The following is a 19,488-nucleotide window of genomic DNA, read 5'->3' as shown; positions in this document are numbered from 1 at the left end:
CTCCTCTCGCTCGTCGCCCTTACGGTATGCGACTCGGTCTATGGAACAGTTGCCGATGTAACCGTTACTGGTGTTACATAGCTACATGCCTGGAAGGGATGCCGTGCTGCTCGCCGCCGAGACACGACCGGCCGGAGGTGCCGCCCTGGGCGAGGTCCTCCTCGCGACGGGGATCGGCGTCGCCCTGACGGTCGCGCTGCTCGCACTGGTCCTCCTGCACCGGACCCGGCGCTCGACCCTGCTCACCCGGGTGGGCGACCGGCTGGGCGGCGCCACCGGCGCGCCGGGCTGGGTGGCCCTGCCGACCGTCCTCACCACCCTCTCCCTGCTCACCGCCCTGCTCGGCATGCTGTGGGACATCGCCCTGCACATCGGCGTGGGCCGCGACGAGGGGCCGCTGGCCAACCCGGCGCACTACCTGATCCTCTTCGGCCTCTTCGGCGTCTTCGCCGGCGGCGTGCTCGCCTGCGCCATGCCGCTGGACGGCGAACCGGGCCCCGCCGCCGTCCGCTTCGTCCGCGGCTGGGACGTACCGGTCGGCGGCATCCTGCTCACGGCTGCGGGCTTCTACGCCCTGCTCGGTTTCCCGCTCGACGACGTGTGGCACCGCATGTTCGGCCAGGACGTGACCCTGTGGGGCCCCACGCACCTGATGCTGATCGGCGGCGCGGGCCTGTCGATCATCGGGCTGCTCGTCCTCGAGCAGGAGGGGCACGGCGGGCTCTCGACCGGCGACGGCGACCGGGGGGGCACGGCGCGGTTCCTGCGGCAGGCCTCGGCCATGGGTGGGCTGCTGCTGGGCATGTCGGTGTTCCAGGGCGAGTACGACTTCGACGTGCCGCAGTTCCGGCTGGTGCTGGAGCCGTTCATGATCGCCGCCGCCGCCGGCATCGCGCTGATCGCGGCCCGCATGTTCATCGGCCGGGGCGGCGCGCTCGCCGCGACGGCATTCTTCCTCGTCGTCCGCGGCCTCATCGCCCTGGTCGTCGGGCCCGGCCTCGGTGAGCTCGTGCCGACGTTCCCCCTCTACCTCGGCTCGGCGGTCCTGGTCGAGCTCCTGGCGCGGCTCCTGCCGCCGGCCCGCCGGCCGCTGCTGTTCGGCGCCGCGGCCGGCGTCGCGATCGGCACCGTCGGCCACGCGACCGAGGCGGGCTGGACCCACGTCGTCCAGGAGCTCACCTGGGGCAGCGACATCCTGGTCGAGGGCACGCTCATGGCGCTGGCCGGCGGTGTCGCCGGGGCGCTGCTGGGTGCCCTGCTCGCGACCGGCCTGCGCCGCCGGCTGCCACGCCCGGCCGTCGCCCGCGGCGCCCTGCTGGCCTGCCTCGCGGTGCTCGCGGCCGCCGTCGCCAACGGCCTGGTCGCCACCGTGCCCGACGACGTCGAGGCGACCTTCACCATCGAGGACGTCACCACCGATCCCCGCACGGCCGACATCGGGGTGCGGCTGGACCCGGCCGACTTCCTGGACGACCCCGCGTGGGTGCAGATCACCGCCTGGCAGGGCCAGGGCCTGGTCGTGACCCCGCTGGAGCGGGTGGGCGAGGGCGAGTACCGCACGACCGAGCCGGTGCCGCTGCACGGCACGTGGAAGACGCTGCTGCGGGTGCACGACGGGCGCGTGCTCACCGCGTTCCCCATCTACCTGCCGCAGGACGAGGCGATCCCCGCCGACGAGATCCCGGCCGAGGACGGCATGACCCGCAGCGCGATCCCCGAGATCGACATCCTGCAGCGCGAGCTCGAGGACAGCGGTGGCGGTCTGTGGCTGGTGTCCAACCTGGTGGTGCTGGGCTGCACGCTCGCGCTCATCGCCGCCATGGCCTGGGGCGTGGGCCGCTACGCCCGCCGTGCCGCCGTCCGCGAGCTGTTCGCGGACGCCCCCGCCGACAGCCCCGTGGAGGGCACGACGACCTCCGCGGCGGTGCCCCGGTGAGCCCTCGCCGGGCGGCCGCGGCCCTGCTGCTCCTGGCGCTGCCGGTCGCCGGCTGCGCCGGCACGGCGGCCCCCGCCGCCGAAGGGACGGCGGCGTCGGTCTCGGACGCCCCCGCCACGGGCGCGCCCACGGGGACCACCCCGGCACCGGCGCCGCCGGAGGCCGCCGGTCAGCGCATCGAGGTGGCAGTCGCGGGCGGCCGGGTCACCGGCGACACGGGCCGGGTGCCGGTGTCCCTGGGCGAGCCGGTCACCGTCGTCGTCACCTCCGACGTCGCCGACGAGGTGCACCTGCACGGGTACGACCGCCTCGCCGAGCTCGTGCCCGGGCAGCCGGCGGAGCTCGCCTTCGACGCCACGATCCCCGGCGTCTTCGAGCTGGAGCTGCACGACGCCGGGACGGTGCTGCTGACGCTGCAGGTCGGGTGAGCACCCTCGCGCACGGGGTCGGCTCGCGCACGGACCTGCCCATCCCGATCGGCTTCGCGCTCTACGGCGCGGGGGCGGCGATCCTGGTGAGCTTCGCCGTCCTGCTGCTGTTCTGGCGCACCCCGCGGCTGGGCGGCCCCGGTTCCGGCCGTCCGCTGCCCGCCGGTCTGCAGCGGGTGCTCGACGGCGCGCCGCTGCGGCGGGGGCTCCAGGCGCTCGCGCTGGGCGTCGCGGTCTTCGTCGTCGCCGTCGCGCTGCTGGGGCCGGAGGAGACCTCGCGCAACCTCGCCCCGTGGGTGCTCTACGTGACCTTCTGGGTGGGACTGGTGCCGGCGAGCCTGCTGCTCGGCCCGGTCTGGCGGGTGGCGAACCCGCTGCGGCTGCTGCACCGGCTGCTGCGCCCGGTGGCGCCGACCGCACCCGGTGCGGCACGACTGCCCGCGCTGGGGCTGTGGCCGGCGGCGGGATCCCTGCTGGTGTTCGTCTGGCTGGAGCTGGTCTTCCCCGGCCGCGCGGAGCCGCGCACGGTGGCGGTCTTCCTGCTGCTGCACGCCGTCGTGCACGTGGCGTTGTCGCTGTGGTTCGGCGAGGGCTGGTTCGCCCGCGGCGACGGGTTCGAGGCCTGGTCCACGCTGATCGCCCGGCTCTCCCCGTGGGGACGGCGGGACGACGGCCGGCTGGTGCTGCGCAACCCGCTGGCCGGTGCGCTCGCCACCCCGTCCGAACCCGGGCTGTCCGCGCTGGTGGTGGTGCTGCTGGGCTCGACCGCCTTCGACGGGCTCTCGCGCACGGTGTGGTGGCAGACCGGCCCCGGCGCGGCGGACGACACCCTCTCGGGCACGGTGGGCCTGCTGGCGTCGATCGGCGTGGTCGCCGGCCTGTACGCGCTGGGCACCCGGCTGTCCGGGCGGCTGGCGGGCCAGGACCCGGGCGTGCAGCCGGGCCGCTACGCGGCCACGGTCATCCCCATCGCGCTGGGCTACACGATCGCGCACTACTTCAGCCTGCTGCTCCTCGACGGGCAGAAGACCTGGATCCTGGTGAGCAACCCGTTCGGCGCCGACGGGGTGGACCTGTTCGGCACCTACGGCAACCGGGTGGACCTCACCGCGGTCGGCTCCGACGCCATCGCGCTGGTGCAGGTGGGGGCGATCATCGCCGGCCACGTCGTCGGGGTGACGCTGGCGCACGAGAGGGCGCTGCTCTCGGCCCGGCACGCGCGGGCGTCCGACCAGCTCCCGCTGGTGGTCGTGATGGTCCTGTTCACCCTCGGGGGGCTGGGGCTGCTGTTCGGCTTCTGAGCGCGATCCGCTCACCCGTTCGGGCGCATCCCGCCCTCGCACGCTCCGGCACCGGCCCCGGTATGCCGATGGTCCCGGTGCCGGACCGCCTTCCGGACCGGCCCACCGGTCCCCGGGCCGACGAGTGCGAAAGGACCGCCTCGTGATCGCTGTGACCTGCCGCAACGGTGAGCACTTCTCCGTCGACCCCGACCACATCGAGCGGATCGAGCGCCACGGCGACACGGTCGTCCACCTCGTCGACGGCACGCACTACGTCGTCGAGACGGAGTTCGAGGAGGTCCTGCGCTCGATCGCCGCCCACCGCGCCGGTGCGCTCGTCGCCCGCTCGCGGCTCACCAACGGGTACGCCGCCATGCCGGCGGCTGCCCGGCTCGCCCGCCGGCACGGCAGCGGCCGCGCGCCCGAGCCGGAGCTGGGCGCCGTCCCGAACTGACGACGGCGGCCCGACCGAGGCCCTTCCACCGGGCCACCGCCGGCCGCCCTCAGCGGCGGTCGAGCCGCAGCACCGCCATGGTGCGCGCCGCCATCTCGGCCTCGCCCAGCGCGTTGGGGTGCACGATCACCGGGTTGAGGCCCTGCAGCACCGGCTCGATCCAGCGGACGCCGATCGGCTGGCAGGCGTCGTGGCCGTCCGAGACGCGGCTCAGGTCGACGTAGGTGACACCGGACATGGACGCCGCCCGCCGCACCACGTCGTTGAGGGTCGCCTGGAGGTCGCGCAGGTAGGGGATGTCGCCCGCGGCGATGGTCATGCGGTCGAAGCAGCCGCCGCCGGCCGGCACGATCCAGGGGTAGCCGAGGATGGCGATGCGCGCGTCCGGCGCCGCCTTCCGCACGGCCCGCAGAGCCTCCACCAGCGCCGGGAACGTGGTGCTGCGCACGGTGTCGGTGAACGAGCTGCCGTACCGGTCCTTGCACGGGCTGCCCTGGCCGAGCGTGGCGAGGCCGGCGGTGCTGCAGGCGATCACCGAGTTGATGAACACGCCGCTGTCGTTGCCACCGATGGTCATGGTGACCAGCTGCGTGTCCCGGCCGAGCGCCTCGAGCTGCGGGGCCACCCCCGGGTGCTGCCCGGTGAAGAAGTCGCCGGTGTCGGCGCCGCCGCAGGTCACGTCGGTGAGCTGGGCACCGATCGCGCGGGCGATCACGTTCGGATAGTTGCGGACCGAGCGCAGGCACTGCGGCGGTGCGGTCAGGTCCGGCGGCAGGACGCCGGAGGCCGCGCTGTAGGAGTCACCGAGGGCGACGTAGCGCAGCGGGGCCGGCGCGGCCTGGGCCGTGGGCGCGACCACGATGCCGGTGAGGACCGCGAGGGCGGCGAGGACGCAGGTAGCGAGACGGCGCACGTCTCCTCCAGATCGGGTGGGGGCGGTGTGCGCGGATCAACGTGCGACACCACCGGCAGTTACGCGCGTCACACAGGCATCGGTGCGGCGGCAGCGCCCGCGGGCCGGCCGCTACGGTCGGGACATGGGCCGGGGGCGCGTCGTGCTGGCCGTCGTGGCCGTCGTGGTCGTGGCGCTGGCGGCCTCCGTGCTCGTGCGCGGAACCCCCACCCGCCGGCTGGCCGAGGCCGTCGCGCACTTCGAGTGCTTCCTGTCCCCGTCCGACGAACCGGGCGGCACCGTGGCCCTCGGCGACTCCATCACCGCGGGGAGCCACGTCGCGGCGCTGGACATCGGGGTCGACGACTCGTACTTCGACGTCCTCGGCTGCCGCGAGGACTCCCCGGTCACGTACAGCGGCAACGCCGGGGTCAGCGGGGAGCGGAGCGACGAGATCCTCGCCCGCGTGCCCGAGGCGCTCGCCCCGCGCCCGGCCACGGTGCTGGTGCTCGCCGGCACCAACGACGTCCGGCAGGGGCGCACCGACGGGACGATCGACACCCTCACCCGCATCGCCGAGAAGGTCGAGTCCGGCGGGGCGACGCCCGTCTTCGCCACCCTCCCTCCGAGCGCGGAGTTCCCCGACGAGACCGTGGCACTCAACGAACGGCTGCGGGTCTGGGCCGACGAGCGCGGCGTCGAACTGCTCGACTTCTGGACCCCGCTGGCCGATCCGGACGGCACCTTCGCCGAGGGGATGAGCGACGACGGCACCCACCCCTCCCCCGAGGGGGCGGAGGTGCTGGCCGACGTCGTCGCCGACGCCCTGGGCTGAGCCGCGCGGGCCCAGGGTGCTGTGGACCTGCCACGCCCCTGGCAGACGGGCGACCGAGGGGCTGGCAGGTGTAGTTGCAGGACCTGGCGGCGGCCCTCACGTGGGCCCGACCTCGGCGCGTCGCTGCTGGCGCAGGACGAAGCGCTGGATCTTGCCGCTGGAGGTCTTGGGCAGCTCGTCGACGAAGTGCACCGTCCGGGGATAGGCGTGGGCGGCGAACTGGTCCTTGACCAGCTGCTGCAATTCGGTGGCGAGCGCCCGGCCCCCGCTGTCCCCGGCGCGGAGGACGACGAAGGCCTCGAGCACCTCGCCGCGCAGCGAGTCGGGTACCCCGATGACCGCCGTCTCCATGACCCGCGGGTGGGTGATCAGCACGCTCTCCACGTCGAACGGCCCGATCCGGTAGCCGGCCATGATGATCACGTCGTCGTCGCGGGCGGAGAAGTAGAAGTGGCCGTCCTCGTCGGCGCTACCGGCGTCACCGGTGAGGTACCAGGCCCGGTCGTCGGTGAAGCGCTCCGCGGTCTTCTCCGGTGCTCCGGCGTACCCGGTGAACCACATGAGCGGGCTGTCGGCGACCTTGATCGCCACCCGCCCCACCTGCCCGGGCGGAACCGGCGTCACCGCGGTGTCGTCGAGGACCGTGGCGGACCAGCCGGGCAGCGGCTTGCCCATCGAGCCCGGGCGGACGGTCTCCCTCACGGCGTCGGACCAGCCGTTGACGATCATCATGCCGTGCTCGGTCTGGCCGTAGTGGTCCCGGACGGGGACGCCCAGGTGTTCCTCGGCCCAGTCGATGACCTCTGGCGTCAGCGGTTCGCCGGCCGAGGAGGCGCGGCGCAGCCGGGTCCCCTGAGGCGCCGGGGTCGGATCCGCGCGGAGCGAGCGGTAGACCGTCGGCGCGGCGGCGAAGTTGGTGACCCCGAACCGCTCGACGACCTGCCACGTCAGGGCCGCCGAGAAGCCCGCGTGGAGCAGCAGGCTGCGGCGGCCGGCCGCCAGCGGTCCGAGGATCGCGTAGTAGAGGCCGTAGGCCCAACCGGGGTCCGCGGCGTTCCAGAACACGTCTTCGGACGAGACGTCCAGGCCGAACTCCAGGTAGGCCTGGAACGAGGCGAGCGCCTTGACGGGCACCGGCACTCCTTTGGGCGTGCCCGTGGTCCCCGACGTGAACAGCAGCACCAGCGGGCCGTCGCCGCCGACGGCCACCGAGGCGCCGGCCGGCTCGTCGGGGCCGTGGTCGCTGACGAGCTCGTGGAAGGACAGCTGCCCCCCCTCCGGAGCGCCGCCCACGACGACCACGCGCCACGGCGCGTCGGCGGGCATGTCCGGTCCCGGCTGCAGCTTGGCCCGTTGGTCGGCGTCGGTGATCACGACCTTGGCCTGGCTCGCCGCCAGGCGCAGCGCGATGGCCGGGGTGGCGAAGGCGGTGAACAGCGGCACGTGCACCGCACCGCGCCGCCAGATGCCCAGCAGCGCAACCACCAGCTCGGCCGACTTCCCCATCAGCACGGCCACCGCGTCACCCGGCCCGACGCCGAGATCGGCCAGGGCCGCGGCGAACCGCGCCGACTCCCGGCGCAGGTGGCCGTAGGTCAGGTCGTGCGCGGACAGGTCCGCCTCGACCACCGTGAACGCCACGTCATCGGCCGGGTGCCGGTCACACAACAGCTCGGCCGCGTCGGCATCCGGTGAGTCGTAGACGGCCAGCAGCTCCAAGACACGTTCTTCGTTCGACACCTCAAGAACCTCCGCTGGTGGTCGAGATCGGGTTCGTGGCCCGGTGGGCCCCCGATCGGGAAGTCATCGCGCCGTCATCCGCGAAGCGCCGTCCATGCCGATGACCTCGCCGTTGAGATCGTCGAGGTCGGCGAGCATCGCCACCAGCCGGGCGAACTCGGCCGGCTGTGCGAGCCGGCGCGGGAACGGGACGGTCGCCGCGAGTCCGGCCCGGATTTCGGCGGACAATCCCGCCATCATCGGCGTCTCGACGATGCCGGGAGCAATGGTCATGACCCGGATGCCGTACTGCGCCAGGTCGGGTGTCGCGGACGCGCCGGCGACGGCTCTGTCGAGGTCCAGGTCGCACACGGTGACACCGCGGCCGGCCAGGTCGGCCGCCGTCGCGGCGCCGAGGCCCGAGGCCGCACCGGCGACCAGGGCGGCAACGCCGTCGAGCTGCACGTCTGACTCCCCGGGTCGAAGGCGTCAGCGGGCGAGCTGCCGGCTGATGGACGTCCTCAGCTTCACCGGTCCCCCGCCGGCCGAGGCTCTCGAGGTCGTCGGCGTCCCGGTCGTCGAAGTGGCGCACCACAGCGACACCCCGCACGCCGACCTCTTCGTCCGGATCAGGGAGGTCGATCCGAAGGGGCTCTCCCGCAACGTCAACGACGGATACATCCGGCTGGACGCTGCATCGCCGGACGATGTCGTCCGCCTCCAGTTGGACGCGATGGGCGAACTGCAACCAGAGACGACTCAGGCCGCTCCCCGGAAGGGGAACGGCCTGGTCATCGGGGTGGAGCTGAGGGGACTCGAACCCCTGACCCCCACACTGCCAGTGTGGTGCGCTACCAGCTGCGCCACAGCCCCGATCCCGGCCCGGCGAGCTTCCGCCGAGCCGGGAGCAACTGTACAGGGCCGGTCACCGGGACCGACGGAGGGGGTCGGTCCCGCGCACCGCGTGGCGGCCCTGCCGTCAGGCCTCCTTCATCTGCGCGATGCGCACGTGGTTGCCGAACGGGTCGCGGAGGCCGAAGTCGATGCCGTAGGGCTGGTCGACCGGCTCCTCGGTGATCTCCACGCCGCGCTCCTTGAGCTCCGCGTGGGTCTTCCAGGCGTCGTCGCAGGTGAAGAAGAGGTGGCCGCCGGCCGCCCCCTTGCTCACCAGTTCGCGCACCTGGGCGGCGGTCTCCTCGCTCATCGCCGGAGGTCCGGGCTTCTCCAGGAGCACGGCACGGTCGGGCTGGCCGGGGAGGTTCACCGTGAGCCAGCGCATCGGCCCGAAGTGCATGTCGGCCTGCACCTCGAAGCCGAGCTTCCCGACGTAGAAGTCGAGGGCGGCGTCCTGGTCGGGGACGTAGATCTGGGTGATGGAGATCGTCTTCAGCATGGGGCGAACGCTAGGGAGCCGGCGCCGGTCGCTGCTTCTCCGAAACTGCTCGATCCGTCGCCGGCCGGGCCCAGGCCATCGCGAAGCAGGTCGGCACCGACGGCAGCGGACCCCGCCGCCGGTAGGCGCTGGGCGGCTCGCCGACGACGTCGCGGAAGACGCGGCTGAACGTGCCGAGGCTGGAGAAACCGACCTCCATGCAGACGTCGGTGACGCTGCGGTCGCCGGTGCGCAGCAGGAACATGGCCCGCTCCACCCGGCGGCGCTGCAGGTAGCGGTGCGGGGTCTCGCCGAACGCCACCCGGAACGAGCGGATGAAGTGGGCCGGCGAGACCAGGGCGATGCGGGCCAGCGTCGGGACGTCGAGCGGCTCGGCGTAGTGCGCGTCGATGGCGTCCCGCGCGCGCAGCAGCCGCCGGTTGCTGTCCTCGACGGCGGTGGTCACGGGGCGATCAGACCACGCCCGCGCACGCCTCAGAGGCGGACGCCACGTGCCGCCAGCCACGGGATCGGGTCGATCCGCTTGCCGTCGAGGCCACCCTTGTGGACCTCGAAGTGCAGGTGCGGACCGGTGGACTGGCCGCGGTTGCCCAGCAGCGCGATGGTGTCCCCCGCCTCCACGTACTGCCCCGGCGTGACCAGGATCTTGTCCATGTGGCCGTAGACGGTGACGTCGCCGTTCTCGTGGAGGATGTAGACCGCCAGGCCGAACCCGCTGGCCGAGCCGGCGCGGAGCACCACGCCGTCGGCGGCGGCGTACTCGGGCGTGCGCATCGGCGCGGCCAGGTCGATGCCGTAGTGGAAGGTGCCCCACCGGCTCCCGTAGCCGCTGGTCAGCCGGGCACCGGCGACAGGCAGGACGGCCTTCGGGCGGGCGGCCTCCGCGGCCGCGGCCGCCGCGGCCTCCGCCGCCTCCTCGGCGGCCTGCCGCTCGGCACGCGAGGCGGCGACCTCCTGGAGGCGCGCCTGGGCCTCGGCGACGGTGATCGAGGCCTGCGGCAGCACCTCGAGGCCCTCCTCGGCCGTCAGCAGCGAGTCCTGGGCGGCGAGCACGGAGGTGGCCTCGGCGGCGGGCGCGCCCTGCAGGCTCACCCCCGCGGCGACGACGCCGCCGAGGAGCAGCGAGCCGAGGAGCAGCGCCGGGCTACGCCGGGCCTCGGCGCGGGGCGGGCGCCGGTGCGCCCGGCGCTGCGCCGCCCGACCGGTTCGGGGCCGCACCGCCACCAGCAGCTCCGTGCGGGCCTCCGGGCCGATACCAGCGTCCATGCACCCTGTCCGTCTCGCGTTCCCTGACGTGCGCGCCCTCGATCGGGGCACACCCATCGAAACATTCCGTGACTGGCTCGTGACCACCTGTTCGGCGCGTCGTCGGCGACACGCCGCCGCGAGCCGCACCACGAGCCCCTGGTGCCCCACGAGTCACACGCAGAACTGACACCGGTGTAGTTCGACCCGCCTGTCGGGCCGCTGCGCCGATCGGCGATCATGGACGCCGACACCGGCACGAAGCCGCCCTTCAGGAGCCTCCGACGGCACGTCCCCGCCGTCGGCCGCGCCGCGCCGTCGACGTCGCGGGACGCGAACCTGACGCAAGCGGCGCCGGTACCCGCACACTGTTCCCATGGCCCCCGCTCCGGGGCGCCGCGATCGATCGTGTCCGCACACGGCCGGAGGAGGGATTGCGTTGACCGACGCCCGACCCGTTGACCACGTGACCCCTCCGCCCCGCCGGTGAGGATCACGTACTTCAGCTTCCGGGGGCTGTACGCCGACAACCCGCGCGCCCTCTACGAGGCCCTCGCCGCCCGGGGCGACCGGGAGACCGAGCACACCTGGCTGTGCACCGAGAAGACGCGGCACACCTTCCCCCCGGACGTCGGGACGGTGCTGTACGGGACGCCGGAGGCCCGCGCCGCCCTGGAGACGGCCGACCTCGTCATCGCCAACGACTGCATCTCCATGCCGTGGACCAAGCGGCCGGGGACCTTCTACCTGCAGACGTGGCACGGCACGCCGCTCAAGCGCATCCACCACGACGTCGAGGGCGGGCCGGAGGGCTGGCTGACCAACGCCGACCTCGACGTCGCCCGGTGGGACCTGCTGCTCTCGCCGAACGCGGCCACGACCGACCGGCTGCGCGTGGCCTTCGGGCACCGCGGCCCGATCGCCGAGACCGGCTATCCCCGCAACGACCTGCTGAGCAGCCCCCGGCGCGACGCGGTCCGGAAGGAGGTCCGCGCCGACCTCGGTCTCGACGACGGGCGGACCGCGGTGCTCTACACCCCCACCTGGCGCGACGACCTGGTGTTCCAGGGCGGCGGCGAGGCTCCCCCGCTCGCGATCGACCTGGCGGCGTTCACCGCGCGGCTGGGCGGGGACCACGTGCTCCTGCTGCGGCTGCACAACATGGTGGCCAGCCGGCTGGAGTTCCCGCCGGGCGCCCCGGTGGTCGACGTCTCCGACCACCTCGACGTCGCGGAGCTGTACCTGGCGGCGGATCTGATGGTCACCGACTACTCCTCGACGATGTTCGACTTCGCCGTCACGGGTAAACCGGTGCTGTTCTTCGTCTACGACCTGGCGCGCTACCGCGACCAGCTGCGCGGGTTCTACTTCGACCTCGCGGCGGTGGCACCGGGTCCGTTGCTGGCCACCAGCGACGAGCTGATCGACGCCATCGCGGGCGTCGACGCGGTGGCCGCGGAGCACGCCGGGCGCTACGCCCGGTTCCGCGAGACCTTCTGCCACCTCGAGGACGGCTCCGCCACCGAGCGCGTCCTCGACCTCCTCCCGACCGCAGCCGCGTCCGGGCACACCACCAGCACCAACCCTGAGGGAGATGATGTCCGTGCGGACCGGTGACCACGTCCTCAACCCCGTCCGTCGGGGTGGATCCCCCCTGTCGGCCCGCACGACCGGCCGGCGCCAGCAGACGCCGTCGGTGCAGGTCGTCATCCTGGCCGCGGGCATGGGCACCCGGCTGGGCCGGCAGGATCCCAAACCGCTGACCCGGCTCGACGACGGCCGCAGCATCCTGCAGCGCCAGCTCGAGGGCCTGCGCGCCGTACTGGGCGCCGACGTGTCGGTCACCGCGGTGGTGGGCTACCGCAGCAAGCGGATCATGAAGGCGGCGCCCGAGCTGCTGTTTGCCTACAACCCGGACTTCGCGGCGACCAACACCTCCAAGAGCCTGCTGCGCGGGCTGCGCACCACGCGGGAGGGCGGGGTGCTCTGGCTCAACGGCGACGTCGTCTTCGACCCGGCCGTGCTCGAGGTGGCCCTCCCCTACGTCGTGGCCGACCAGAGCTTCGTCTGCGTCGACACCAGCACGGTCGCCGACGAGGAGGTCAAGTACACCCTCGACGGCGACGGGTGCATCCGCGAGCTGTCCAAGACCGTCCGCGGTGGGCTCGGCGAGGCGGTGGGCATCAACTTCGTCTCCTCGACCGACAAGGCCCTGCTCGTCGAGCACCTGGAGGCCTGCTCCCACCAGGACTACTTCGAGCGGGGCATCGAGACGGCGATCGCCGAGGCGGGCATGCGCGTGCGCCCCGTCGACATCTCGCAGTACGCCGCGGTCGAGGTGGACTTCGAGGGAGACCTCCAGCGGGCCAACACGCTGTTCGGCGGCGGGACGGCGAACGTCGTCGCCGACATCGCCTGACGCCGCGGGACCCGCCGTCAGGCCGCCGGCAACGGCCGGCCGGCGGCGGTTCCCGCGGGCGCGGCCGGGGTCTCCCGGAACCGGCGGACCGCGGCGATGCCGCCGACCAGCAGTCCCACGCCCAGGGACGCCAGCACGGTCACGGCCACCCGCGCCAGGGGCTGCGGCCCAGCCGAGAGCACGTTCGCCGACCACAGCACGTCGACGTCGGGCAGGCCCTGCACCAGCAGCAGCCACCCGGTGACGACCGCCAGCAGCCCGGTCATCGCCCCCCGGCCCAGCCAGGCGGCCCGCAGCCCCAGGACGGCGCACAGCAGCGTGGCCCCCGCCGGCAGGAGCGCCGAGACGACGGCACCGGCGTGGGAGCCGACGGTCACGGGTGGCTCGGGCGTGGCCACCGCGTGCCAGACCGCCGCGAGCGCACCGACGCCGAGGAGCGCCCCCAGCGGGAGCGGCGTGCGCGCCAGCAGGCCCGCGGCCGCGGCGGCCAGCACCAGCGCGGCCACGGGCAGCCACACTCCCCACGGCGGGGGCGGCGGGCTCCAGGTCAGCACGCCGGCGACCTCCACCTCGGTCGACCCGTGCCGCAGCGGCACGACCCATTCCGAGACCACGTGCTCGCGGCCGGGGTCGGCGGCGACCTGCGGCGGGAGGACGCCCTCGCTCATCCAGTGGGTGCGGTGGTCGTGCCAGACGTAGGAGGGCTGGGTGGAGACCTGCTCCCAGTCGGGCGCGGCGTCCGCGTCGGCGGAGGCGGGCAGCGCCGTCCGCCCGTAGCGGTCCAGGTTGATCCAGGTCGCCGGGCTGTTCGCGTTGCGCCAGACCCCGTCGGGGCCGATCCGCAGGTAGGGCTCGTCGGAGTACCCCGGGACCAGCACCTCGACGTCGGTGGTGTTCACCAGCTCCAGCTCGTCGCCGAACTGCAGCGAGCGCACGCTCACCCCGGGCAGCTGCGGGGTCACCTGCAGCACGCGGGCGTCGAAGTCGCTGCCAGCCGCCTCGCCACCGACGTGCGCCGACGCCGGCCCGGCGAGGGCCAGGACCGCCACCACGGCGGCCAGGACCGCCAGCAGCCGGCCGAGGCCACGGCTCACGCGCCCGCCACCACCTGGAGGTCCTCGGCGATGTCCTGGTGGGTGTTGCCCGCGTTGAAGGCCACGTGCGCCGCGTCGTCGGCGCCGTACAGCAGCAGCATCGTCGAGTGCAGCCGGCCGTTGTCCTCGGCCTGCGGCACCCCGGCCGCGAGCTGCGCCCGCTCCACCGCCTCCTGGTCGCCGGTGAGACCGACGAACGAGGTGGGCAGGTCGGCGTCGAACCGGTCGAGGTACTCCCCGAGCACCTGCGGGGTGTCGGTCGCCGGGTCGGTGGTCACGAAGACCACCTGCACCTGCTCGGCCAGCGCCGGGTCCAGCCCACGCAGCGCCACCGCGACGTCGGCCATCGTGGTGGGGCAGATGTCGGGGCAGTTGGTGTAGCCGAAGAACAGCATCGTCGGGCGGCCCGCGGTGGCTGCCCGGAAGTCGTACTTCGCGCCGGTGGTGTCGGTCAGGGTGAACGACGGCCGGCGGTAGGGCTCGGGGAGGTCGAGCCCGGCGTAGCGGTCCTCGGGCCCCTCGACGACCGCCGGAGCATCCCCGGAGTGGTCGTGCCCCCCGGCCGCGGCGGGGTCGGCCGCGCCGTCCGCCGAACCCCCGCAGCCCGCGAGCAGCAGGCCCGTGGTGAGCAGGAGCGCCGGTGCGGCCCGGCGGGAGCGTCGGCGGACGGCGGGGATCACGAGGACACGGTACGTCGGGACGCGCGGATGCCGAGGACGACACCGGCGACGGCGACGAGCAGCGCGAGGATCGCGAGGAACAGCGCGACCGAGCCAGGGTCGGCGGAGTGCTCGGCCGTCCCGTCGTCGGCCGCCGCGACCTCGGCGTCCGCGGTGCCGTGGCCGTCCTGCGCGGCGCCGGCGGCCAGTGACAGCACCGGGGCGGGGCGCTCGGGCTCGTCCTGACCGGCGACCGCGGGCTCGATCCAGGCCGACTCGCTACCGTCGCTGTAGCTCTGCACCGCCGGGAAGCTGAGCTGCTCGGCCTCCGGGAACGGCCCCCCGGAGAGGGCGAACTCCTGGAACTGACCGGGCGCGATGCCGCCGCCGTCGGCCGCCCGGTACTCCACGACCGAGACGTAGGAGCTGAGCTCGCGGCCGTGCACCTCGATCGGCTCGGCCAGCTCGGTGGTCTCCGTGGTGATCGTCCAGCCCGGCACCGGCTGGGCCCGCAGCGAGCCCATCGCCGCCTCCTCGGGGATCTGGATCCGCAGGGCGGTGGTGCTGGCGGTGTCGCTCTCGTTGGGCACCCGGAAGGTGAGCTTCCCGTAGCCGCCGGGGGCGGCGTCGTCGGAGGAGACGGTGACGTGCGCGGTGGCGGACGTGGCGAACACCACGGCTCCGCAGAACGCGGTGAGGACGGCGAGCAGCACGGCCGCTGCCCGGGGCAGCAGGCGGGTCGAGGACATGGATCTCCTTCTCATCGGGGTGGAGCGGTCGAGGGGGCGGTCAGCGCACGGGGAAGTCGGTGGCCGCGGTGAGGGCGGTGAACTCGTCCAGCCGGACGGTGGCGGTGAGGGTCCAGGTGCCGGCGCCCGGGATCGTCATGCCGTCGCCCACGAAGTGGCCGGGACCGGCGGGCTGGAGCGCGACGTCGAGGGGGCCGATCTGCTGGCTGCGCTCGGTGAGGGTGACGCGGATGTCGGCCGGCTGGGTGAGCCGCCCGGCCTCGTCGAACAGGTAGACGTGCAGGGAGTTCCCGCCGGGCCGCGCGGGCTCGACCTGCACCTGCAGGCTGCCCGACGTGCTCCCGGAGCCGCCCTGCAGCGGGAGCACGACCTCCACCGGCTGGGCCAGCGCCGTGCGGGCCGGGGGTGTGGCGACCAGCACCGCCGACAGCGCCAGGACGACGGCGGCCAGCACCGCCTCCACGAGCAGGGAGCGGCGCAGCGCCGGCAGGTGCTCGCCCGCGGCCTCCGCCTGGACGCGGTCCCGCTCGGCGGCGGCCGCGACCTCCTCCGGGACGGGCTCGGCGCGCTCGGGGGCCACGCCCGAGGCGAAGGCGTGCACGGTCGTCGTCCGGCGGCTGCGGGGACGGCGGACGCCCAGCCGCTGCTGCACCCAGACGCGGGAGATCCCGGCCGCGGCCAGGACGACCACCACGAGCAGCAGCTTGACCGCGAGCAGCCGGCCGTACGTCGTCTCCACCAGGGCCGTGGGGGACGCGACCTCGCGCACCGACTGCACGACCCCGGAGACCACGAGCGCGACGACGGCGCCGAACGCCAGCCGGGAGAACCCGGGGAGCGCAGCGGCCACCGCGGCGGGCTCGGCTCCCGGCCGCACCGCGGCGGCGAGCAGGCCGGCGAGGCCGCCCAACCAGACCGCCATCGCCCCCGCGTGCACCGCCGCGACCAGCACGGCCAGGACCGGCCACGGCCCGGCGACCGGGTGGCCCACCGCCGCGGTGGCCAGCACCAACCCGCCGCCGAGCGCCGCCACCAGGGCCGTCGTCCCGCGCCCGGGCCCGGTCGCCGCCCGCCACGCCCGGCGCAGCACCAGCAGCAGGGCGAGGGCCAGGACGACGCGCGCGAGCGCACCCCAGCCCACCCCCGTCCGCGCCGTCGCGCCGAGCAGCGCCGGGTCGGCGACCGCCCCGAGCCCGGTGCCCGCGGCGTAGGGGCCCTGCAGGAGGAACCCGGCGAGGGCGGAGACCGCCACGGCTGCCGCGCCGCCGGTCGCCAGCCCCCGCAGCCGCGCGGATTCCCGGCCCGCGGGCCAGCAGACCGCCACCAGGACCGGCACGCCCAGCGCCAGGGCCAGCCCCGCGTAGCCGACCCAGCGGGTGACGGGCAGCAGCGTCCCGACGACGGGATCGGTGGCGGTGCCGGCGTCCGCGGTCCCGGCGGCCAGGAGCTCGCCGTCACCGACGGCGAAGGAGAAGGCCCCCGAGACCGGGTGCGAGTCGGCGGAGATCACGCGGTAGGTGACGAGGTACCCGCCGTCGGGCAGCCCGCCGCGCAGCGGGATGGTCACGACCCCGCCGTCGACCGAGGCGTTCCCGGCATCCACCCGCTGCTGGTCGGCGCCCAGCACGCGGGCGTACCCGGCGCCCAGCGACACGCCCTCGGTGAACTGCAGCGTCACCTCGTCGGGGGCGGTGTCGACGCGGGCGCCCTCCCCCGGGGTCGTGGCGACCAGCGTGGCGTGCGCGGCCGCCGGCCCGGCGGTGCCGATGCCCACGCCGAACCAGCCGGCGACCAGCAGCGCGAGCAGGACCGCGGTGCGCCTCACGCGGGGACCCGCCGGCCGGCGACCGCGGGGACGGCCCGGCGGCGGCCCCGCCACGCGACGGCCGAGACCAGGACGGTGCCGGCCAGGAGCAGCAGGTGGGTCAGGGCCCGGTCGGCGTGCACGTGCCCGGCCTGCAGGTCGGCGACGGTTACGGGCAGCAGGAAGGCGACGAAGGACCCCAGGAAGGGGAGCGCGCCGGCGGCCAGCCGCGGGCCGGCCGCGACGGCGAGGAACGCCGCGGCCAGCGCCAGGTTCCAGGCGCCGCTCTCGCGTGCCATGTGCACCGGGGCGCTCATCGCCCCGGCGCCCGAGGCGAGCAGGGGCCAGGCCAGCGTCGCCTGGGCCACGCCCACGACCAGCAGCGCCAGGCGCAGCGCGGAGCCGGTCAGCCGGGCGCGCGCGGCCGCCCGGGCACCGGGCAGCTCGCGGGGCAGGGCCCCGAGGACGGTCGCGGTCAGGTCGGGGACGGCGGGCGCCGGCGCCAGCCGCGCCCGGCGGGTCACGCGCTCGGCGGCGGCCGCCCAGACGGCGCAGTCGGCGCACGCGGCCAGGTGGGCGTCGAGCTCCTCGGCGGGCATCCCGAGCGGCTCGCCGTCGAGACGCGAGGAGAGCGCCTCGCGGCACAGGTGGCACGGCATGGTTCATTAGTCGCCGCCGGGCGCCGTCCGGTTCCCGGCTCCCCCGGAGTTTCCCGCGACACCCCGACGAGGACATGGACGACCTGGCACGCGTGGCCGCGGACGCCGCCGACGGCGACCCGCTGGCCGCGGCATCCCTCGTGCGGCAGACGCAGACCGACGTCTGGCGGCTCTGCGCGGCACTCGGCGACCCGGCCTCGGCCGACGACCTCACCCAGGAGACCTACCTGCGGGCGTTCGGGTCCCTGCACCGCTTCGAGGGCCGCTCGTCGGTGCGCACGTGGCTGCTGGCCATCGCCCGCAGGGTCTGCGCGGACGCCCTGCGCTCGCGGCGCCGGCGGCGGCTGACCCTGGTCCGGGAGCCCGCCGACCTGGAGCTGCTGGCCCCTCAGGGCGTCGGGGACGCCGTCGGCGAGAGCGCGGCGGTGGCCGACCTGCTGGCCCGGCTGGACCCCGACCGGCGCGAGGCCTTCGTACTCACGCAGCTGCTGGGGCTGCCCTACGCCGAGGCCGCGGAGGTCGCCGGCTGCCCCGTGGGCACCATCCGGTCACGCGTCGCCCGGGCGCGTGCCGACCTCGTGGACTCCCTCGCCCGGGTGAACGACGACGCCGGCCGGAGCGGGACCGCGCACGGCTGACCGCACGACAGGCGTCGGCCACCTGCCGACACCTGTGCTCCCCGGCGGCCGCGCGCCTGCCGGGTCCGTCCCACGCACCGGGAACGGCCGTGCGCATAAGTCCATCGATCTGGTAGACATTGCGCCGTGACGCGGACGACGATGCTGCTCCTTGTGAGCCGCCGGCACGTCGACCTGCTGCGCGTCTGCACCGCCGCCTGTCCGGGCTGCTGATTCCCTCCCGCCGTTCCGGCGGGATCCGTACCGTCCCCCTCCACGCGGTCGCCCCTGCGCGTCCGTGCCCGTGAGAGCCGGAGTCAGCGCCCGTGAAGACCCTCATCCTGCTCGCCCTCGCCGGCCTGGGCGCCCAGCTCGTCGACGGCAGCCTGGGCATGGCCTACGGCGTCACCTCGACGACGCTGCTGCTGGCCATCGGCACCAACCCCGCGGCGGCGTCGGCGACCATCCACCTCGCCGAGATCGGCACCACGCTCGCCTCCGGGCTCTCGCACTGGAAGTTCGGCAACGTCGACTGGAAGGTCGTCGCGCGGGTGGGCCTGCCCGGGGCGGTCGGCGCGTTCGCCGGTGCGCACTTCCTGGCCGGCCTCTCCACCGAGATCGCCGCGCCGGTCATGTCGCTGATCCTGGTCTCGCTGGGCGCCTACGTCCTGGTGCGCTTCACGCTGCGCGGCATCGACCGGCGCAACGTCGGCAAGCCCATCCGCAAGCGCTTCCTGGGCCCGCTGGGCCTGGTGGCCGGTTTCGTCGACGCCACCGGTGGCGGCGGCTGGGGTCCGGTCGGCACGCCCGCGCTGCTGGCCAGCGGCCGGATGGAGCCCCGCAAGGTCATCGGCTCGATCGACACCTCCGAGTTCCTCGTCGCGCTGGCGGCCAGCGCCGGCTTCCTGCTGGCGCTGGGCTCCCAGGGCATCGACCTGATGTGGGTCGCCGGCCTGCTCGCGGGCGGCCTGGTCGCCGCCCCGATCGCCGCGTGGCTGGTCCGGCACATCCCGCCGCGGCTGCTGGGCTCCCTGGTCGGCGGGATGATCGTGCTGACCAACGCCCGCACGCTGCTGCGCAGCGACTGGATCGACGCCGGCGACACCGTGAACGCGGTGGTCTACGCCCTCCTCGGGGTGGTATGGGTGCTGGCCGTCGTCCACTCCTACCGCCGGTACCGGCAGGACGCCGCGATCGAGTCGGCCGACGCCGTCGCGGAGCTCGCCGAGCGCAACGTCGCCGACGCGTCGACCGACGAGCCCGTCGGCGCCGGCCGTCCGAGCGCCCCGCGCGACTGAACCC

Annotated in this window: 20 protein-coding genes and 1 tRNA gene; 9 read left to right on the top strand and 12 right to left on the bottom strand. The window is 74.8% G+C overall.

Going from position 1 to position 19,488, the window contains the following annotated elements:
* Window positions 1-85: 85 nt before the first annotated feature.
* The 4 genes from BMW62_RS06640 (at window position 86) to BMW62_RS06625 (ending at window position 4,101) form a co-directional block, all read left to right on the top strand.
* Window positions 86-1,936, top strand: a complete 1,851-nt coding sequence (locus BMW62_RS06640) for a hypothetical protein (protein WP_091930049.1) — start codon at window positions 86-88, stop codon at window positions 1,934-1,936.
* On the top strand, window positions 1,933-2,364 hold the full coding sequence (locus tag BMW62_RS06635; protein ID WP_091930048.1) for a cupredoxin domain-containing protein: 432 nt from the start codon (window positions 1,933-1,935) through the stop codon (window positions 2,362-2,364). Before BMW62_RS06640 ends, BMW62_RS06635 begins: the two co-directional genes overlap by 4 nt.
* Window positions 2,361-3,665 carry a hypothetical protein gene (locus tag BMW62_RS06630; protein ID WP_091930047.1) on the top strand — a complete coding sequence of 435 codons (1,305 nt, stop codon included), beginning with the start codon at window positions 2,361-2,363 and terminating at the stop codon, window positions 3,663-3,665. Before BMW62_RS06635 ends, BMW62_RS06630 begins: the two co-directional genes overlap by 4 nt.
* Window positions 3,666-3,807: 142 nt before the next feature.
* Window positions 3,808-4,101, top strand: a complete 294-nt coding sequence (locus BMW62_RS06625; protein WP_170852239.1) for a flagellar FlbD family protein — start codon at window positions 3,808-3,810, stop codon at window positions 4,099-4,101.
* 49 nt (window positions 4,102-4,150) lie between these two features.
* Here BMW62_RS06625 and BMW62_RS06620 read toward each other — a convergent pair whose 3' ends face one another.
* Window positions 4,151-5,014 (bottom strand): SGNH/GDSL hydrolase family protein, encoded by an 864-nt coding sequence (locus BMW62_RS06620; RefSeq protein ID WP_091930045.1) that lies wholly within the window; start codon window positions 5,012-5,014, stop codon window positions 4,151-4,153.
* A gap of 124 nt (window positions 5,015-5,138) precedes the next feature.
* Here BMW62_RS06620 and BMW62_RS06615 point away from each other — a divergent pair, with 124 nt between their 5' ends.
* Entirely contained in the window at window positions 5,139-5,828 is a 690-nt protein-coding gene (locus tag BMW62_RS06615) for an SGNH/GDSL hydrolase family protein (RefSeq protein WP_170852238.1), read from the top strand.
* Between the two features lie 96 nt (window positions 5,829-5,924).
* Here the strand turns inward: BMW62_RS06615 and BMW62_RS06610 are convergent, their stop codons facing one another.
* The 6 genes from BMW62_RS06610 to BMW62_RS06580 all read right to left on the bottom strand — a co-directional run bounded on the left by BMW62_RS06610 (window position 5,925) and on the right by BMW62_RS06580 (window position 10,206).
* A complete protein-coding gene (locus tag BMW62_RS06610; RefSeq protein WP_091930044.1) occupies window positions 5,925-7,568 on the bottom strand; it encodes an AMP-binding protein in 1,644 nt (547 codons plus the stop codon).
* Window positions 7,569-7,631: 63 nt separating this feature from the next.
* Window positions 7,632-8,012 carry an SDR family oxidoreductase gene (locus BMW62_RS06605; protein ID WP_091930043.1) on the bottom strand — a complete coding sequence of 127 codons (381 nt, stop codon included), beginning with the start codon at window positions 8,010-8,012 and terminating at the stop codon, window positions 7,632-7,634.
* 335 nt (window positions 8,013-8,347) lie between these two features.
* Window positions 8,348-8,420, bottom strand: a tRNA-Ala gene (locus BMW62_RS06595).
* Between the two features lie 106 nt (window positions 8,421-8,526).
* Window positions 8,527-8,940 carry a VOC family protein gene (locus BMW62_RS06590; RefSeq protein WP_091930042.1) on the bottom strand — a complete coding sequence of 138 codons (414 nt, stop codon included), beginning with the start codon at window positions 8,938-8,940 and terminating at the stop codon, window positions 8,527-8,529.
* 10 nt (window positions 8,941-8,950) lie between these two features.
* Window positions 8,951-9,385, bottom strand: coding sequence for a helix-turn-helix domain-containing protein (locus BMW62_RS06585; RefSeq protein WP_091930041.1), 435 nt, complete (start codon window positions 9,383-9,385; stop codon window positions 8,951-8,953).
* Window positions 9,386-9,414: 29 nt separating this feature from the next.
* The gene (locus BMW62_RS06580; protein ID WP_091930040.1) at window positions 9,415-10,206 is read right to left on the bottom strand and encodes a M23 family metallopeptidase; all 792 of its coding nucleotides are present in this window, start codon (window positions 10,204-10,206) and stop codon (window positions 9,415-9,417) included.
* A 465-nt stretch (window positions 10,207-10,671) separates the two neighbouring features.
* Here BMW62_RS06580 and BMW62_RS06575 point away from each other — a divergent pair, with 465 nt between their 5' ends.
* Window positions 10,672-11,802, top strand: coding sequence for a CDP-glycerol glycerophosphotransferase family protein (locus tag BMW62_RS06575; RefSeq protein ID WP_091930039.1), 1,131 nt, complete (start codon window positions 10,672-10,674; stop codon window positions 11,800-11,802).
* A complete protein-coding gene (locus BMW62_RS06570) occupies window positions 11,780-12,604 on the top strand; it encodes a phosphocholine cytidylyltransferase family protein (protein ID WP_244523877.1) in 825 nt (274 codons plus the stop codon). The genes BMW62_RS06575 and BMW62_RS06570 overlap by 23 nt, the downstream gene beginning before the upstream one ends.
* A gap of 17 nt (window positions 12,605-12,621) precedes the next feature.
* Here BMW62_RS06570 and BMW62_RS06565 read toward each other — a convergent pair whose 3' ends face one another.
* From BMW62_RS06565 to BMW62_RS06545, 5 genes are read right to left on the bottom strand one after another with little or no spacing between them, the layout of a single operon-like run.
* The gene (locus tag BMW62_RS06565; protein WP_091930037.1) at window positions 12,622-13,698 is read right to left on the bottom strand and encodes a hypothetical protein; all 1,077 of its coding nucleotides are present in this window, start codon (window positions 13,696-13,698) and stop codon (window positions 12,622-12,624) included.
* Window positions 13,695-14,378, bottom strand: a complete 684-nt coding sequence (locus BMW62_RS06560) for an SCO family protein (protein ID WP_091930036.1) — start codon at window positions 14,376-14,378, stop codon at window positions 13,695-13,697. The genes BMW62_RS06565 and BMW62_RS06560 overlap by 4 nt, the downstream gene beginning before the upstream one ends.
* A complete protein-coding gene (locus tag BMW62_RS06555; protein ID WP_091930035.1) occupies window positions 14,375-15,106 on the bottom strand; it encodes a YcnI family copper-binding membrane protein in 732 nt (243 codons plus the stop codon). Before BMW62_RS06555 ends, BMW62_RS06560 begins: the two co-directional genes overlap by 4 nt.
* A 40-nt stretch (window positions 15,107-15,146) precedes the next feature.
* Window positions 15,147-16,931 carry a copper resistance CopC/CopD family protein gene (locus tag BMW62_RS06550; RefSeq protein WP_091930105.1) on the bottom strand — a complete coding sequence of 595 codons (1,785 nt, stop codon included), beginning with the start codon at window positions 16,929-16,931 and terminating at the stop codon, window positions 15,147-15,149.
* Complete coding sequence (locus tag BMW62_RS06545) at window positions 16,928-17,569, bottom strand: zf-HC2 domain-containing protein (RefSeq protein WP_091930034.1); 642 nt, start codon at window positions 17,567-17,569, stop codon at window positions 16,928-16,930. The genes BMW62_RS06550 and BMW62_RS06545 overlap by 4 nt, the downstream gene beginning before the upstream one ends.
* Before the next feature lie 74 nt (window positions 17,570-17,643).
* Between BMW62_RS06545 and BMW62_RS06540 the strand changes: the two genes are divergently transcribed.
* Window positions 17,644-18,207, top strand: a complete 564-nt coding sequence (locus BMW62_RS06540; protein WP_091930033.1) for a sigma-70 family RNA polymerase sigma factor — start codon at window positions 17,644-17,646, stop codon at window positions 18,205-18,207.
* A gap of 305 nt (window positions 18,208-18,512) precedes the next feature.
* Window positions 18,513-19,484 carry a sulfite exporter TauE/SafE family protein gene (locus BMW62_RS06535; protein WP_091930032.1) on the top strand — a complete coding sequence of 324 codons (972 nt, stop codon included), beginning with the start codon at window positions 18,513-18,515 and terminating at the stop codon, window positions 19,482-19,484.
* Window positions 19,485-19,488: the final 4 nt, after the last annotated feature.

This window comes from Blastococcus sp. DSM 46786 (assembly GCF_900109665.1).
In the GTDB taxonomy this organism is placed as follows: Bacteria; Actinomycetota; Actinomycetes; order Mycobacteriales; family Geodermatophilaceae; genus Blastococcus; species Blastococcus carthaginiensis.
Note: the sequence above shows the minus strand (reverse complement) of the source record. Positions and strands in the feature narration are given on the sequence as shown.

Bases quoted from the DNA above. Each gene is read 5' to 3' on its own strand.
- BMW62_RS06545 (WP_091930034.1), bottom strand. From the start codon at position 17,569: ATGCCGTGCCACCTGTGCCGCGAGGCGCTCTCCTCGCGTCTCGACGGC.
- BMW62_RS06615 (WP_170852238.1), top strand. From the start codon at position 5,139: ATGGGCCGGGGGCGCGTCGTGCTGGCCGTCGTGGCCGTCGTGGTCGTG.
- BMW62_RS06640 (WP_091930049.1), top strand. From the start codon at position 86: ATGCCTGGAAGGGATGCCGTGCTGCTCGCCGCCGAGACACGACCGGCC.
- BMW62_RS06590 (WP_091930042.1), bottom strand. From the start codon at position 8,940: ATGCTGAAGACGATCTCCATCACCCAGATCTACGTCCCCGACCAGGAC.
- BMW62_RS06570 (WP_244523877.1), top strand. From the start codon at position 11,780: ATGATGTCCGTGCGGACCGGTGACCACGTCCTCAACCCCGTCCGTCGG.
- BMW62_RS06580 (WP_091930040.1), bottom strand. From the start codon at position 10,206: ATGGACGCTGGTATCGGCCCGGAGGCCCGCACGGAGCTGCTGGTGGCG.
- BMW62_RS06540 (WP_091930033.1), top strand. From the start codon at position 17,644: ATGGACGACCTGGCACGCGTGGCCGCGGACGCCGCCGACGGCGACCCG.
- BMW62_RS06555 (WP_091930035.1), bottom strand. From the start codon at position 15,106: ATGTCCTCGACCCGCCTGCTGCCCCGGGCAGCGGCCGTGCTGCTCGCC.